The sequence below is a fragment of the Vibrio sp. SCSIO 43133 genome (assembly GCF_023716845.1).
Lineage (GTDB): Bacteria > Pseudomonadota > Gammaproteobacteria > Enterobacterales > Vibrionaceae > Vibrio > Vibrio mediterranei.
This window is the reverse complement of sequence record NZ_CP068024.1, coordinates 1132379-1145935: the sequence shown is the minus strand read 5'-3', so window position 1 is coordinate 1145935 and position 13557 is coordinate 1132379. Positions and strand designations below refer to the sequence as shown.

The following is a 13557-nucleotide window of genomic DNA, read 5'->3' as shown; positions in this document are numbered from 1 at the left end:
GTTCAAATCACCCATTAACTACTCAGAGATAAACATTTTTTGAACGACCATCACTGACAACTTAATTTTATAGAAGTTCATTTATATCGAACTCAATCAATTTCGTAATACTTACAAATAAACTATATGTCTAACTAACCACACTTAGTACAATATGCAACAAAATCCACTCAAAGTCCGACTTTTGTGTAGTTCATACTAAGGTTTAGTAATTATTAATGTTCTAATTTCACCTGCTATATACACCACTATGTATTTCTATCGTCGTCTATTATCAGGTTTTTGTAAGAATTATTATATTTCTTCTCTTATCCACTAAGAAAATATTGTCAATTCAATATTTGCTGTTTATTATTAATCCGAACCAAATAATAATCTCATGGGAACTGTCATGTCTGAATTAACCAAAACTCTACTAAATATTCGTAGCCTACGTGCATTTGCTCGTGAGCTAACTTTAGAACAACTAGAAGAAGCACTAGAAAAACTGACTACTGTTGTTGGTGAAAGACAAGAAGCGGAAGCAGAAGAAAGAGCAGCGAAAGAAGCACGCGAAGCTAAATTAAGCGAGTACGCTCAAATGATTGCTCAAGACGGTATTGACGTTGAAGATCTTATCGCTGCGCTATCTGGTGAATCTAAAGGTAAAGCGAAGAGTAAACGTGCTCCTCGTCCAGCAAAATACAAATATGTAGACGCTAGTGGCGCTGAAAAGACTTGGACTGGTCAAGGTCGTACGCCTTCTGCAATCCAAACTGCTCTAGATGCAGGTAAATCTCTAGAAGAATTCGAAATCTAATATCTTTAAGTAATATTAGATTTATAAAAAAAGCGCCTTTCGGCGCTTTTTTATTATCGTTCCCAATATGCCTCTTCAAGGCTATCTTCTTTCTCTGGCAGACCACGAGAAAGACGTGGAGAATGTTGAACCAGCACTTCATAGCTTGCTCGATTTGAGTATTTACATACTTGTGAGAAAGAAGAGTAAGTAAGGTATGGGTGTTGGTGCTTACTTGAGTTTGGCACATTTTCTTTATGGTATTTATTCGCTGCCATATCGTGCAGTAATGCAGATAAAGCTGCGTCGCCCGCACCATTGGTATTCTTGATTTTTTCTGGCCCACCCATATAAGGAGCAATATGTGAATAAACTTTTGTAGGATTTTCACATGCAGATTTTATAGCAGGTCGGCTAAATTCATATCGGTTAAATTCAGCAATACACCCTGGTAATAATGGCAACGAAGTTTCTCTTTTGGCAGCATCCTCTGTATAACCAGCCATAAATAAACCGATTGGTCCAGCAGTACATAAAACAAGATCAACCCAATCAAGTGCTTTATCCGCAGCAGCCAATGGATCTTTTTCACCTGTTAATGCTTCAGCTTCATCCTCATTCATAGCGACAACCGAAACATGCTGTTTCAAAAAGTCTTGCCAATATTCCGGATCATCTTGAATAACGAAGCGAGTTCCCAATGTTAATACCACAGGTACGTCGTATTTCTTCGCATATTCTATTGCCTGCATGGTTGCTTCCGGCATTGGGTCGCCATCTTTGCAACGAACTAAATAGGCTGTTAATACCAACGCTGAGGCTTTCTTAAAAATTTTCTCAGGAATACTCTCAGCACGAAGTTGATTCATTTGACCTTCGCTAATTGCAAAAGTTCGCTCGCCGTCTTCAGTAATTAACGTAAAACAACGTCCAATGGCACCATCAACGCCTTGTAAATAGTTTAAGTCCATACGGCTAGAAGTATTACATAGATATCGATAGCCATAACTACCGATTCGGATATCAGCACTCATTACACCTAACAATACCGATTTGTCATCTGCCAACACAGAAAAGTTATGTAATGTATTCCCTATTGTGCCCCCAGCAAATTCATTGGTAATAAGCTCTTGCTCTTTCAATTCGTTATACAGATTTTCAGCTGCTTGGTCATCAATAACCAAAGAGTGCCCTTTGCTCAGTCCAAATTTCTCAATAACACTGCTATCCACGCGCGCTTCTATATCAACTAGTGTTTGGTCAATACCGATAATATGGGTTCTCGACATTTTTTTGCTAGTTTGAGATTGGCTGACTAATGGGTCACGAGCGTGAACCGGAAAGTAATGCTTCGATTTTCTTTGGCCGGGGAATTTCATAAGGATATCTTCGTAACAGGAATGTAAGGGCGACAATTCTAACTCTGTATAGTTTACCTCGGCAACATAGGCAACCTTAGCAAACGTTTACGCTACAATTTTTTTTATCACTGACCTTGTTTTTCACTCTATTTGTACAAACATTCATGCTCCTAGAAAGTGTGATTTAGTTCGCGGATCTGTATTGCGCCTTCGGTTTCTGCTAGAATCTGCGTCCAATTGATATAGGTGGTATTTTAACATGTCTGATAACAGCCAAAAGAAAGTGATTGTCGGTATGTCCGGCGGTGTAGACTCCTCTGTTTCTGCCTACCTTCTGAAACAGCAAGGCTACCAAGTAGAAGGCCTGTTCATGAAGAACTGGGAAGAAGATGATAATGAGGAATATTGTACTGCAGCGGAAGATTTAGCCGACGCACAAGCGGTCTGTGATAAGTTAGGTATCCACCTACATACGATCAACTTTGCAGCAGAATACTGGGATAATGTATTCGAGTATTTCTTAGCAGAATACAAAGCAGGTCGTACACCAAACCCAGATATCCTTTGTAACAAAGAAATCAAATTCAAGGCATTTTTAGAATTTGCAGACGAAGTTCTCGATGCGGACTATATTGCTATGGGTCACTACGTTAGCCGTACCTTCCCTGAAAACGGTGAAAAGCCGCAAATGCTTCGCGGTTTAGACAGCAACAAAGACCAGAGTTACTTCCTTTATACATTAAGTCACGACCAGGTGGCTCGTAGCTTGTTCCCTGTAGGTGAGTTAGAAAAACCAGAAGTGCGTCGCATTGCTGAAGAGCAAGGCTTAATTACCGCGAAGAAAAAGGACTCGACAGGTATTTGTTTTATTGGTGAGCGCAAATTTACAGACTTCTTGTCTCGCTATTTGCCAGCACAACCGGGTAAAATTGAAACACCGGAAGGTAAAGTCATTGGGGAACACCAAGGTCTGATGTACCACACATTGGGTCAACGTAAAGGGTTACATATTGGGGGCCAAAAAGGTGGCGGCGGTAATGAAGATCCATGGTATGTTGCTGAAAAAGATCTTGAACGTAATGTATTGATTGCGGTTCAAGGTGCTGATCATCCATTACTTAAATCAAACGGACTGCGTGCATCTCAACTTCATTGGGTGAGTCGCGAAGCGATTAAAGAACCAATGCAATGCACAGTGAAAACGCGCTACCGTCAACAAGATATCCCTTGTACGATTATCCCAATTGACGATGACAACATTAAGGTTATCTTTGATGAACCACAAGTAGCTGTCACTCCGGGACAGTCTGCTGTCTTCTATAGCGACAATGTTTGCTTGGGCGGCGGCATCATCGAAGAGCGTATCTAACATTTATTCGTTTATTATCTTAGGAGAGCTACGTGGCTAATACACTTTATGACCGTACAATAGCATTTGCAGGAATTTGCCAAGCCGTTGCCCTTGTTCAACGAGTTGCTAAAGACGGTTACTGTGATTCAGACGCGTTCGAAACTTCTATCAAAGCTATTACCAATATGAACCCATCCAGTACGTTAGATGTATTTGGTGTTGAATCCGACCTTAAAGTTGGACTCGAGTGTTTGGTAAAAGGCATTGATAGCACACCAAGCGGAAGTGAGATTACTCGTTACATCATCAGCTTAATGGCACTAGAGCGCAAACTAAATGGGCGTAATGATGCCATGTCTCAACTTGGTGACAGATTACAAATGGTCAGTCGTCAACTTGAGCACTATGAGCTTCTTGACGAGCAGATGATCAGTAATTTAGCTAGCGTGTATTTAGATGTCATTAGTCCGATTGGTCCTAGAATTCAAGTCACAGGCACTCCGGCAGTACTTCAACAAACCGGCACCCAGCAAAAGGTGCGCGCGCTTCTATTGTCAGGTATCCGCAGCGCAGTGCTTTGGCGACAGGTTGGTGGCAAACGACGCCACCTCGTGTTTGGTCGTAAGAAAATGATCGAACAAGCTCAGATTCTACTCGCTAGAATGTAATCATCGACTCGCGACCTTGTCGCGAGTTATTTTTTCCTACCAAAATAAATTTAGCGCAAACGTTTGCGCAATATTCGTGACAAATGCCGCAGTTATTGGTATAAAGCTCACGAAATTTAGAAACCCAATTCAGGAGAACATCATGGAACTGTCAGCATTGACTGCTGTTTCACCAGTAGACGGCCGTTACGGTAGTAAGACAACTGCACTTCGCAGCATCTTTAGTGAGTTTGGCCTACTAAAGTACCGCTCTATCGTTGAAATTCGTTGGTTGCAAAAACTAGCAGCAACGGATGCGATCAAAGAAGTTCCAGCATTCAGTGTCGAAGCTAACCAGTTTCTTGATGAGCTAGCCGCTAACTTTAGCGAAGAAGATGCGGCGCGTATTAAAGAGATCGAGCGTACTACTAACCACGATGTAAAAGCGGTTGAGTACTTCCTAAAAGAGAAAGTCGCTGGCGTTCCTGAACTGTACGCAGTAAACGAGTTCATCCACTTTGCATGTACTTCTGAAGATATCAACAACACGTCTCATGCTCTTATGCTTAAAGAAGCACGCGATACTGTGGTTCTTCCTGAGATCCGCAATATCATCGATGCGATCAGCAAACTAGCTGAAGAGTACCGTGACATTCCTTTGCTTTCACGTACCCATGGCCAACCTGCCTCACCTACTACTATGGGTAAAGAGATGGCAAACGTTGCTTACCGTATGGAGCGTCAATACAAGCAAATCGAAGCTGTAGAGATCCTAGGTAAGATTAATGGTGCGGTTGGTAACTACAACGCTCACCTATCTGCTTACCCAGAGCTAGACTGGCACAAGTTCAGCGAAGAGTTCATCACTGAGTCTCTTGGCGTAACTTGGAACCCATACACAACTCAGATCGAACCGCACGACTACATCGCCGAGCTATTCGATGCGATTGCACGTTTCAACACGATTCTAATCGACTTTGACCGTGACGTATGGGGTTACATCGCTCTAGGTCACTTCAAGCAAAAAACTATCGCTGGTGAAATCGGTTCTTCAACGATGCCACACAAAGTTAACCCAATCGACTTTGAAAACTCAGAAGGTAACCTAGGTCTAGCAAATGCTGTATTTGCTCATCTAGCACAAAAACTACCTATCTCTCGCTGGCAGCGTGACCTAACAGATTCAACGGTTCTTCGTAACCTAGGTGTTGGCTGTGGCTACGCTATCATTGCTTACACTTCAACGCTTAAGGGTATCAGCAAACTAGAAGTGAACCGTGAAGCGCTTCTTGCTGAGCTAGACAAAAACTGGGAAGTACTTGCAGAGCCAGTACAAACCGTTATGCGTCGTTACGGTATCGAAAAGCCTTATGAGAAACTAAAAGAGTTAACTCGTGGTAAACGTGTAGATGGCGAAGCAATGCGCAGCTTCATCGATGGCCTGGAATTGCCAGAAGAAGAGAAAGCACGCTTGAAGTTAATGACGCCAGCTAACTACATCGGTCAAGCAATCGAGCTCACCGATAAGCTGTAATTATTAATCAGTACATAAACTCAAAAAGGCTGCTTATTTTGCAGCCTTTTTTGTGGGTATCATCAACGATAAATGTTCTAGATCAACTCCTACTGTTTTTGGAAAAACAGTGTGATCTTTCCTACTTCGATACCAAACTTTCGGATGCTCGTTAGGTTAAAAACGTGTTTATCATCTTGTCGATACAACCAATCATCGAAAGCCACAGTATAGGTTGAGCCATCAACCTTGAGTTCGAAGTCGTACTGCCATTGTAAAGCGTTACCCTCTTCCTTGCCGGTTGCCGCGCCAATGATATCGTCGGCCACCCCACGATAAGAACCATCTTGGAGCTTCTCAATGGTCCAAATTCTTTGGTCAATTTCCCCGTCATCAAAAACGAAGTCTTCAACCAGGACAAGCTTGTTGTCCTGCACTGTGCCGATAATAGTGACGTCAAAACGTCTGTTCTGTTTATTGGTATAGTCTTGAACCATTCCCCAAGCTTTTGTCTCTCCTTCAAAGTACCCGAACAAGTCAAATCTTGGTTCACTATTTTTATAATCTGACAGGTCTGCACTGCACGCACCTAAAATGAGTACGAGAGGCAGTATAAGCCAACGAAATAACGTCATCTATTCATCCCTATAAGTTGGGCTCTAAGTTTCGGATACTGGCTATTTGGAGCTAGCCAAATACCAAGGAATCCGTCGTTCAACGACTCATCATCAATAGACCCTACTAGCTGCAGCGGCTTCTGATTCGTAAGATAATAGAACTTGCCCGACGTCCCATCACTGACATAAATGAGCTGCTGTCCATCTGATACACTTGGAAAAATATCGTATAACTTGGCAATCCATTGATTTCTTGTCACTTTATCGACACCCATTTTTTGCCATTGGTCAAGCGTGGCATCTAAAAGTTGTTGTCTACTGATGTCTCTTTGATACTGAATTCTTAATGCTATGGGATGAGGAGAAATGTCTTCTGACACTTCGTAAATGCCTTGAGGAGCAAGCAATTGGGAACGATAAACGTCAAAAAACAACCAACTGAGTTGCGCCTCCCCAACGACTTGCCACTGGCCCCACGCTTGATAACTGACTGGGGAATCCTTTGAGGCGACTGCGTTGTGAGAACTCAGTAACAAGCTCAGCACTGCCGCCAAAATCATCTTATGTTTCATGAGTCCAACTTCTCTCGTCTGGTCTTGGATATCGCACGATTAAGTAAACGATTAAGACCCATTCAATAAAAAGGATTCCGAGAGTGACCAACATCGAGTACTGCGTGGTTACAGCTCCAAGCTTAAAACCCGCCAAGTAACTAATCGCTCCACCGAATCCACCAATTATTGATACGAGGAGAATTGGGTAAGACGTCAAAAAAGTTTTCAAATAAAACGCATACCAAGAAAAAATTAACCAAAGCGCCATAAGCCATACCGGCAAAACATGAGTGTCGAACACAAGTAGACTAGCTAACATATTCAGACTATCAATAACTAGGCCAGCGACAACCAACAGCGACAGTTGCAATAAACGAAGGTTTAGCATTCGATACGAAACCAAAATGGTCACAATACTCAATGTCAACGCTAGCCACTGAAACCTTGTTTGACCAATGACTGACAGTAACCAGATCACCTGAAACCAACTACTGATAATGAGAAGTTTCCACCCTGGTGACATATTGTGACCTCCATTATTTAGCATCAAACGTTTTATTAACGACCACGCTGGAAGGTAATATGAACGGTACTGATACTTTTCGCCCTAAACCCGCCTTCGCAATAACAAAAATAGTAGCGCCACATACGAATAAATCGCTCGTCGTAGCCTAAGGTTCTGACTCTCTCTAAAGATGCTTCAAACCTTAGACGCCAATCCACCAATGTCTTCGCGTAATCCAAACCAATATCAAACAGATCTCTCACGATGAGATCCGTGTGTTTAGTACTGTTAGTGGTAAGCGCTGTAATGGAAGGCAAGAAGCCCCCAGGGAAAATGTACTTCTGTATAAAATCGACATTATCGGCATAGTAATCGTATCGCTGGTCAGCAATAGTAATAGCCTGAATCGCCATCAAACCTTGAGGTTTTAATAAAGACTGGCACTTTTGCAGATAGGAAACTAAGTATTGCTTACCAACTGCTTCAATCATTTCGATGGAAACAAGCTTATCGAATTCTCCCTCGAGTAAGCGATAGTCTTGCTTCAAAAGAGTAATCTTATCTTCGAGTCCTGCTTTTTCGACCTGCTGTTTTGCGTAATCAAACTGCTCATCCGAAATAGTAGTTGTGGTAACGTGACATCCATAATTTTTGGCCATATAAATCGCCATGCCGCCCCAACCTGTACCTATTTCTATTACGTGATCTTCCGGTACTAACTGCAATTGTTGACAAAGCCGCTCCATTTTATTGAGTTGGGCTTGCTCTAGCGTGTCTGTCGGGCTTACATAAATGCCCGAAGAGTAGAGCATTCTCTCATCGAGAAATGTCTCATATAGACTGTTACCCAAGTCATAATGAGCTTGAATATTCTCTTTTGACTTAGTAACCGTATTGCGATTCACCCAGTGTCCAAGTTTATACATCACTTTCGTGAGCAGACTTGATTGATCTTCAATAGAGTCAAGAGCGGCTAGGTTGACCGCCATCAACTCCATTAAAGCGGATAAATCAGGACTATCCCACCAATCATCCATGTACGCTTCACCCGCTGCGATACTGCCTCCTTGAATTAGTCGACGGTAAAACTCTGGGTGTTTCACTTCGATAATCGCTGTCGGTTCCCCATCTTTGGGTTTACCAAAGCGTTCACCAACATGTTTGCCGACGCTTCCTTCTTCTTGAAAGCTCTCTATGATGGTTAAACAACCAATCTCAAGTTTGTATAAACATTTGAATGCAATACTTTTCGCGGTTTTTTGTAAACCAGTTAGGGCTCTAGGTGCCTCTATTGAGGTCGTATTTAACATGTTGAATTCTCCCTAATTCTTTGAGTTCGTATGCTGCGAAAATTCGTCAGAAGGTGCAGAATGAGCCGAAGCCTTCTTGGGTTTAGAGTGGTCATAGATGGGTGTTCCTTTAAGCCATAACTTTAAGGCGTGCCAATATATCCCCACCACGACTTTCACCGTCATAATTGGGGTTGTGACCAATTGTCGGATTAAATTCTTCGAGGTAAATGCACGCCCTTTCATTGACAAAGTGGCATCAAATACTTTTTCTGACTTGTGACACGCTAAGTACACAAACAAGCGCTGCCCTAACGGCTTCAGACGCCACTGATACTGCTGATCTATAGGATTAAACGGAGAGACGTGGAATGCCTTGTCATGGCGCCAATTTTGATGATTTACACCTTTGTCTGCCTCTATAGCGTAATAATGTCTTTCATTCCAAGGGGTGTTACTTACTTCTGCCAACAGATAACACCAGTTATTCTCTTCATCATATAGGTAATAGAAGTTGACCGGACTGAAATACAGACCAAGGTATCTCAGATGGCAAACCGCAACCACTCTACCCTCGATTTTTTCACCAGTGAGCTCCTCAACTTTACCTTGCACCGCTAACTTCAAATCGCCTTCACCTAGATAGTCTTCTCGGCGAAATCTAGCCCAGTGCCACCAACGTTCCCCAAAACCCCAAACTTTTTGCTTTAAAGAGTCAAGCTCATCTAAATCGATAGCAGGCATGAATAATGGATAATCTAAATGGTGTTTGGTAGGCGTATAGCGACGATGCGCTACGTGTCCAACCATAAGTTGGCTGTTGGAAACCATCACGCAGCTCCTCGTACAGAAGCGGAAGCATTGTTAACACTGGCTAAAATACCTTCAACAACATCCAACGCACTCTTCACTCCATCTTCATGGAATCCGTTATACCAATAGGCTCCGCAGAACCACGTGTTATTTTGTCCCCACAGTTTTTCTCTATGTTGCTGTGCTTCAATACTTTGGGTCGTGAACACCGGATGACTATAGTTAAAGGTTCTGAGTATTTTGGAGCGGTCAATCACGTTAGATGAATTGAGCGACACGCAAAATGTCGTATCAGATTCAATATGCTGAAGAATGTTCATGTCATAGGTCAATGTCGGCAATCGAGATTGTTCATCTTCCGAGCCATCTAACGCATAGTTCCACGACGCCCATGCAGACCTTCTCACTGGAAGTAGACTTTCATCGCAATGCAACACTACTTCATTTGATTGATACTCCATAGCACCAAGAATCGATAATTCGGATTGTGTCGGCTCAGCAAGCATCGCTAGTGCTTGGTCGCTATGACAAGCAAAAATCACTCTGTCAAAACGCTCTGAGTTGCCATTAGACATCACCGTAACTCCAGCAGAATCTCGAGACACCGAGGTAACAGGAGAGTTCAACCGGATCTGATCGGCAAAGCCCTGCGTAAGCGGACCGATATAGCTGCGTGATCCACCTTCAATCACATACCACTGCGGTCTATTAACAACATCAAGCAAACCATGATTTAGGAAAAAGCGCAGAAAGAATCCAAGCGGGAATGCTCTCATATCGGCTAGAGTCGAAGACCAAATTGCTGCGCCCATTGGTAGGATGTAGTTTTGAGTGAAATAGTCAGAGAAGCGATGATGACTTAAAAAGTCGCCTAGCGTTTGAGTTGCTAGCAGGGATTTGTCTGACTCTGCAGACGATTTAGCAAGCTTATTGAACCTTAAAATTTCAAAGATAAAGCGGTAAAAGGTTGGATTGAGTAGGTTGCGTTTTTGGGCGAACAAGGTTGATAACGTATGACCGTTGTACTCTAAGCCCGTGGCTGCGTTCTTGACACTAAAACTCATTTGTGTAGGAACACCCTTTACTCCAACCTCTTTCATCATTCTCATGAAATTGGGATAAGTTCTATCGTTATAAACGATAAATCCAGTATCGATGGCATAGGACTTTCCCTTTACCTCAACGTCCACTGTGGCGGTATGACCACCAATATAATCATTGGCTTCAAACAGGGTTACATCGTGATGCTTATGTAAATAGTAACCACACGTTAAGCCTGAAATTCCTGTACCGATAATTGCTATTTTCATAGAAAGAAAGTCCTTTATCTATCACGATTGATTTAGCAAGCGTGTTACTAATTTAGTTTGTAAGCCATAAGGCATGATACCGACGAGGCGAAGAATCCATGTGAAGCGCTTGGGGAAATAGATGTAAGCTGCCCGTTTATCTATTCCCGTTTGAATCGCGTTTGAAGCTTCTTCTACCGATACCATCATCGGCATATCAAAATCGTTTTTATCCGTAAGTGGGGTTTTCACAAATCCAGGGAAAACACAGCTGATGGCAACCCCTTTTTTTTTCCAATCGAGCTGTAGAGTGCGCACTAAATAGGTGATAGCGGCTTTCGAAGCACCGTAAGCTTCAGCACGAGGCAGAGCCAACTCACCCGCTATTGAACTGACGACCACAACATGATGTTCCGATGACAATCTTGTCTGCATTTGTTCCAGTACATTCACGGTCCCCATCACATTGACTGTCATCACTCGCTCTATCAACGCTGCGTCAATCACCCCTTCATCGATGTACTCGCAGTCACCAGCATTGACTATCCACAGCGTTGGAACTAGTTCAATCTTGCTAAATGCCTGTGCTACCGCTTCCCTATCGGTTACGTCAAACGAAAGTGGAACGATGTTCTCTCTGCCCGCTTGTAACGAATGAAGTTTCGCCTCTGAACGCCCGCAGGCGTAGACAAGATAACCTTTTTCAGCATAATCATTAGCCAACTGCCATCCTATGCCAGATGACGCGCCGGTAATGAAGACGGATTGATGCGAGTGCGTCATTACTTACCCAACCTCTGTTTAATATTCTTAATAACAAAACCGAGTAGAGGAATGTTCTCGTAAAGCATTTCCCCTAAGTCGAAGTAATCTCGATGAAAGATGACTCGATCTCCGCTGAAACGAATGTGACTAACCCCATTTACTTTTACGGCTTCTCCCCCATTAAGCTTGGGATGCTGTAACTGCATGGTCCAAGTTAGAAAACCTGAATCTTCTACCTGTTGATGATGACGAATGTCAAAATCACATTTGATGACGTTGGTATACAAAGAGTCAAAATAAGCGGACAGTTGATCCCACCCCTCTAAGCGATGAGCTGAGTCCTCAAACACCACATCCTTGTGATAAATCTGTTCAAGAAGATGCAGGTTGTTCTTGTTTAGCTTCTGATACACCTCGCTAACCATTTCTATATTCATAACAACCCTTAATTCGTTTTTTCAAAAGTCTCTAAAGTACAAGCTAGTACAGCCTGAAAGTTATACAAGATCTGGAAAGTACAACTTTTTGTATAAGTGTTACGGTGGGGAGGTTTGAAAGGATCAAAAAAAAAGCTTGGAAATTTTTCCAAGCTTTTTAACAAGTTCTAAGAATTAGTATTGCTGATTTCTTAACGCATTAATACGCTTTTCTAGTGGTGGGTGGCTCATTAGAAGTTCGGTCATGGATCGCTTACCGTTGATGCCGAATGCCATCATGGAACCTTCAAGATGAGACTCTTGGCTCATTTTCAATCTTTCTAGTGCTGCAATCATCTTTTGTTTGCCAACAAGACTTGCCGCTCCCGCATCCGCATGAAACTCACGATGGCGGCTATACCACATAGTAATAAAGCTCGCTAGGAAGCCAAACACCAGTTCAAGCACCATAGAAACACCGAAGTACACCATCATGTTAGTGCCGCCTTCGCCTTCATCGCTGTTATTGTTTGACGCAACAATATTTGCAATAAAGCGAGACAGGAAGATAACGAACGTATTCACGACACCTTGCATTAGCGTCATGGTAACCATGTCGCCATTCGCGATATGACTAACTTCGTGGGCAAGTACCGCTTCTGCTTCGTCTCGTGTCATATTGTGTAGTAGGCCGCTAGATACAGCCACCAACGAGTCATCTCTCTTTGCACCCGTCGCAAATGCGTTTATATCTGGAGAATCATAAATCGCAACGGTTGGCATACCGATGCCCGCCTGCTGAGATTGTCGACCGACGGTTTCTAGTAACCAATGCTCTGTTTCATTACGAGGGCTTTCGATCACCATTCCACCAACTGAACGTAGCGCCATTTTCTTTGACATCATCAAAGAGATGAATGAACCGCCAAATCCAAATACTGCCGCCATGACTAATAAACCCGACAAACTGCCTGGTTGCATGCCAGTAGCTGCATAGACAATGTTAAGAACAATACTTAACACTAGAACCACAGCAAGGTTAGTTGCTAGGAAGAGTAATACTCGCTTCATTCACATTTCTCCAAATTAAGAAGCTTGATTATGACGAAAATGCCATTTTGCTTATAGTTTTAGTCAAAGTTCTACGGCCCAAGTTTGAGATCCGTGTGGCATTTTTCGATTTCACTATATACATATAGTCTTAGATTTAAAAATCAAGGTTAAGCTTTAAATTGAAACAAACAGTTAATATCTTGATTACTTCATAAACTATAAGCCCATGAAATAACAGAAAAGCACATCAACTACCGATGATTGCAATTATACGCATATAAAATATGGAGCTAAGATTTCATTGTGATTGATGAAAAGGTCTTAGACTTTGGTCGTATTGTGAGTGATAAGTGTGCGAGTTAAAGTCCAGTGAGATTGAACACTCCATGTAGAAAAGGAAAATACCATGGTAGAGAACAACAACTTTCAGATGGCAATTGATTTGCTTTGCTGCCACCTCGGTATCAGCGAAGACGAAGCTCGTGAGCAACTAGGTATTCAAGACACTACTGAGCTAGACATTCATCTTATGGAAACTCAGTCTGCACTTATGGGCCTATCGGAAGATAAGTAACTTCCAACATGTTATCCAATTAAAAAGGGCTG

Annotated in this window: 15 protein-coding genes; 5 read left to right on the top strand and 10 right to left on the bottom strand. The window is 42.5% G+C overall.

Translation table 11 applies throughout. From position 1 onward, the window contains the following. The first annotated feature begins 391 nt into the window (after positions 1-391). Positions 392-799, top strand: coding sequence for an H-NS family histone-like protein (locus tag JKJ11_RS05590; protein ID WP_038222895.1), 408 nt, complete (start codon positions 392-394; stop codon positions 797-799). A gap of 53 nt (positions 800-852) precedes the next feature. Here the strand turns inward: JKJ11_RS05590 and JKJ11_RS05585 are convergent, their stop codons facing one another. Beyond that, positions 853-2157: an inosine/guanosine kinase gene (locus JKJ11_RS05585; RefSeq protein ID WP_006074101.1), complete on the bottom strand. Its 1305-nt coding sequence runs from the start codon at positions 2155-2157 to the stop codon at positions 853-855. 241 nt (positions 2158-2398) lie between these two features. On the opposite strand from JKJ11_RS05585, the gene mnmA reads away from it, so the two are divergent. The 3 genes from mnmA to purB all read left to right on the top strand — a co-directional run bounded on the left by mnmA (position 2399) and on the right by purB (position 5671). Continuing rightward, on the top strand, positions 2399-3508 hold the full coding sequence (mnmA, locus tag JKJ11_RS05580) for a tRNA 2-thiouridine(34) synthase MnmA (protein WP_038230055.1): 1110 nt from the start codon (positions 2399-2401) through the stop codon (positions 3506-3508). A 32-nt stretch (positions 3509-3540) separates the two neighbouring features. Next, a complete protein-coding gene (gene hflD, locus JKJ11_RS05575) occupies positions 3541-4158 on the top strand; it encodes a high frequency lysogenization protein HflD (RefSeq protein WP_006074097.1) in 618 nt (205 codons plus the stop codon). A gap of 142 nt (positions 4159-4300) precedes the next feature. Next, positions 4301-5671: an adenylosuccinate lyase gene (gene purB, locus JKJ11_RS05570; protein ID WP_252038855.1), complete on the top strand. Its 1371-nt coding sequence runs from the start codon at positions 4301-4303 to the stop codon at positions 5669-5671. An 89-nt stretch (positions 5672-5760) separates the two neighbouring features. Here the strand turns inward: purB and JKJ11_RS05565 are convergent, their stop codons facing one another. From JKJ11_RS05565 to htpX, 9 genes are all read right to left on the bottom strand, one after another. Further along, complete coding sequence (locus tag JKJ11_RS05565; RefSeq protein ID WP_038230053.1) at positions 5761-6285, bottom strand: DUF3833 domain-containing protein; 525 nt, start codon at positions 6283-6285, stop codon at positions 5761-5763. Then, on the bottom strand, positions 6282-6839 hold the full coding sequence (locus JKJ11_RS05560; protein ID WP_252038854.1) for a chalcone isomerase family protein: 558 nt from the start codon (positions 6837-6839) through the stop codon (positions 6282-6284). The genes JKJ11_RS05565 and JKJ11_RS05560 overlap by 4 nt, the downstream gene beginning before the upstream one ends. Beyond that, positions 6829-7344, bottom strand: a complete 516-nt coding sequence (locus JKJ11_RS05555) for a DUF2878 domain-containing protein (RefSeq protein WP_252038853.1) — start codon at positions 7342-7344, stop codon at positions 6829-6831. The genes JKJ11_RS05560 and JKJ11_RS05555 overlap by 11 nt, the downstream gene beginning before the upstream one ends. Positions 7345-7379: 35 nt before the next feature. Continuing rightward, the gene (locus JKJ11_RS05550; RefSeq protein ID WP_171391724.1) at positions 7380-8636 is read right to left on the bottom strand and encodes an SAM-dependent methyltransferase; all 1257 of its coding nucleotides are present in this window, start codon (positions 8634-8636) and stop codon (positions 7380-7382) included. Between the two features lie 12 nt (positions 8637-8648). After that, the gene (locus tag JKJ11_RS05545) at positions 8649-9446 is read right to left on the bottom strand and encodes a DUF1365 domain-containing protein (protein ID WP_252038852.1); all 798 of its coding nucleotides are present in this window, start codon (positions 9444-9446) and stop codon (positions 8649-8651) included. Then, positions 9446-10738 (bottom strand): NAD(P)/FAD-dependent oxidoreductase, encoded by a 1293-nt coding sequence (locus tag JKJ11_RS05540; protein ID WP_252038851.1) that lies wholly within the window; start codon positions 10736-10738, stop codon positions 9446-9448. Before JKJ11_RS05540 ends, JKJ11_RS05545 begins: the two co-directional genes overlap by 1 nt. A gap of 21 nt (positions 10739-10759) precedes the next feature. After that, positions 10760-11500, bottom strand: coding sequence for an SDR family NAD(P)-dependent oxidoreductase (locus tag JKJ11_RS05535; RefSeq protein WP_240207024.1), 741 nt, complete (start codon positions 11498-11500; stop codon positions 10760-10762). Then, positions 11500-11919, bottom strand: a complete 420-nt coding sequence (locus JKJ11_RS05530; RefSeq protein WP_006074077.1) for a nuclear transport factor 2 family protein — start codon at positions 11917-11919, stop codon at positions 11500-11502. Before JKJ11_RS05530 ends, JKJ11_RS05535 begins: the two co-directional genes overlap by 1 nt. A 174-nt stretch (positions 11920-12093) precedes the next feature. After that, positions 12094-12969: a protease HtpX gene (gene htpX / locus JKJ11_RS05525; protein ID WP_252038850.1), complete on the bottom strand. Its 876-nt coding sequence runs from the start codon at positions 12967-12969 to the stop codon at positions 12094-12096. Between the two features lie 388 nt (positions 12970-13357). On the opposite strand from htpX, the gene JKJ11_RS05520 reads away from it, so the two are divergent. Further along, positions 13358-13525 carry a hypothetical protein gene (locus tag JKJ11_RS05520; RefSeq protein WP_006074074.1) on the top strand — a complete coding sequence of 56 codons (168 nt, stop codon included), beginning with the start codon at positions 13358-13360 and terminating at the stop codon, positions 13523-13525. Positions 13526-13557 lie beyond the last annotated feature (32 nt).

What these genes read in the sequence shown, in the direction of transcription:
- purB (WP_252038855.1), top strand. Translation starts at nt 4,301, where the DNA reads ATGGAACTGTCAGCATTGACTGCTGTTTCACCAGTAGACGGCCGTTAC.
- JKJ11_RS05550 (WP_171391724.1), bottom strand. Translation starts at nt 8,636, where the DNA reads ATGTTAAATACGACCTCAATAGAGGCACCTAGAGCCCTAACTGGTTTA.
- JKJ11_RS05560 (WP_252038854.1), bottom strand. Translation starts at nt 6,839, where the DNA reads ATGAAACATAAGATGATTTTGGCGGCAGTGCTGAGCTTGTTACTGAGT.
- mnmA (WP_038230055.1), top strand. Translation starts at nt 2,399, where the DNA reads ATGTCTGATAACAGCCAAAAGAAAGTGATTGTCGGTATGTCCGGCGGT.
- JKJ11_RS05530 (WP_006074077.1), bottom strand. Translation starts at nt 11,919, where the DNA reads ATGAATATAGAAATGGTTAGCGAGGTGTATCAGAAGCTAAACAAGAAC.
- JKJ11_RS05590 (WP_038222895.1), top strand. Translation starts at nt 392, where the DNA reads ATGTCTGAATTAACCAAAACTCTACTAAATATTCGTAGCCTACGTGCA.
- JKJ11_RS05585 (WP_006074101.1), bottom strand. Translation starts at nt 2,157, where the DNA reads ATGAAATTCCCCGGCCAAAGAAAATCGAAGCATTACTTTCCGGTTCAC.
- JKJ11_RS05565 (WP_038230053.1), bottom strand. Translation starts at nt 6,285, where the DNA reads ATGACGTTATTTCGTTGGCTTATACTGCCTCTCGTACTCATTTTAGGT.
- JKJ11_RS05540 (WP_252038851.1), bottom strand. Translation starts at nt 10,738, where the DNA reads ATGAAAATAGCAATTATCGGTACAGGAATTTCAGGCTTAACGTGTGGT.
- JKJ11_RS05555 (WP_252038853.1), bottom strand. Translation starts at nt 7,344, where the DNA reads ATGTCACCAGGGTGGAAACTTCTCATTATCAGTAGTTGGTTTCAGGTG.
- htpX (WP_252038850.1), bottom strand. Translation starts at nt 12,969, where the DNA reads ATGAAGCGAGTATTACTCTTCCTAGCAACTAACCTTGCTGTGGTTCTA.
- JKJ11_RS05545 (WP_252038852.1), bottom strand. Translation starts at nt 9,446, where the DNA reads ATGGTTTCCAACAGCCAACTTATGGTTGGACACGTAGCGCATCGTCGC.
- JKJ11_RS05520 (WP_006074074.1), top strand. Translation starts at nt 13,358, where the DNA reads ATGGTAGAGAACAACAACTTTCAGATGGCAATTGATTTGCTTTGCTGC.
- JKJ11_RS05535 (WP_240207024.1), bottom strand. Translation starts at nt 11,500, where the DNA reads ATGACGCACTCGCATCAATCCGTCTTCATTACCGGCGCGTCATCTGGC.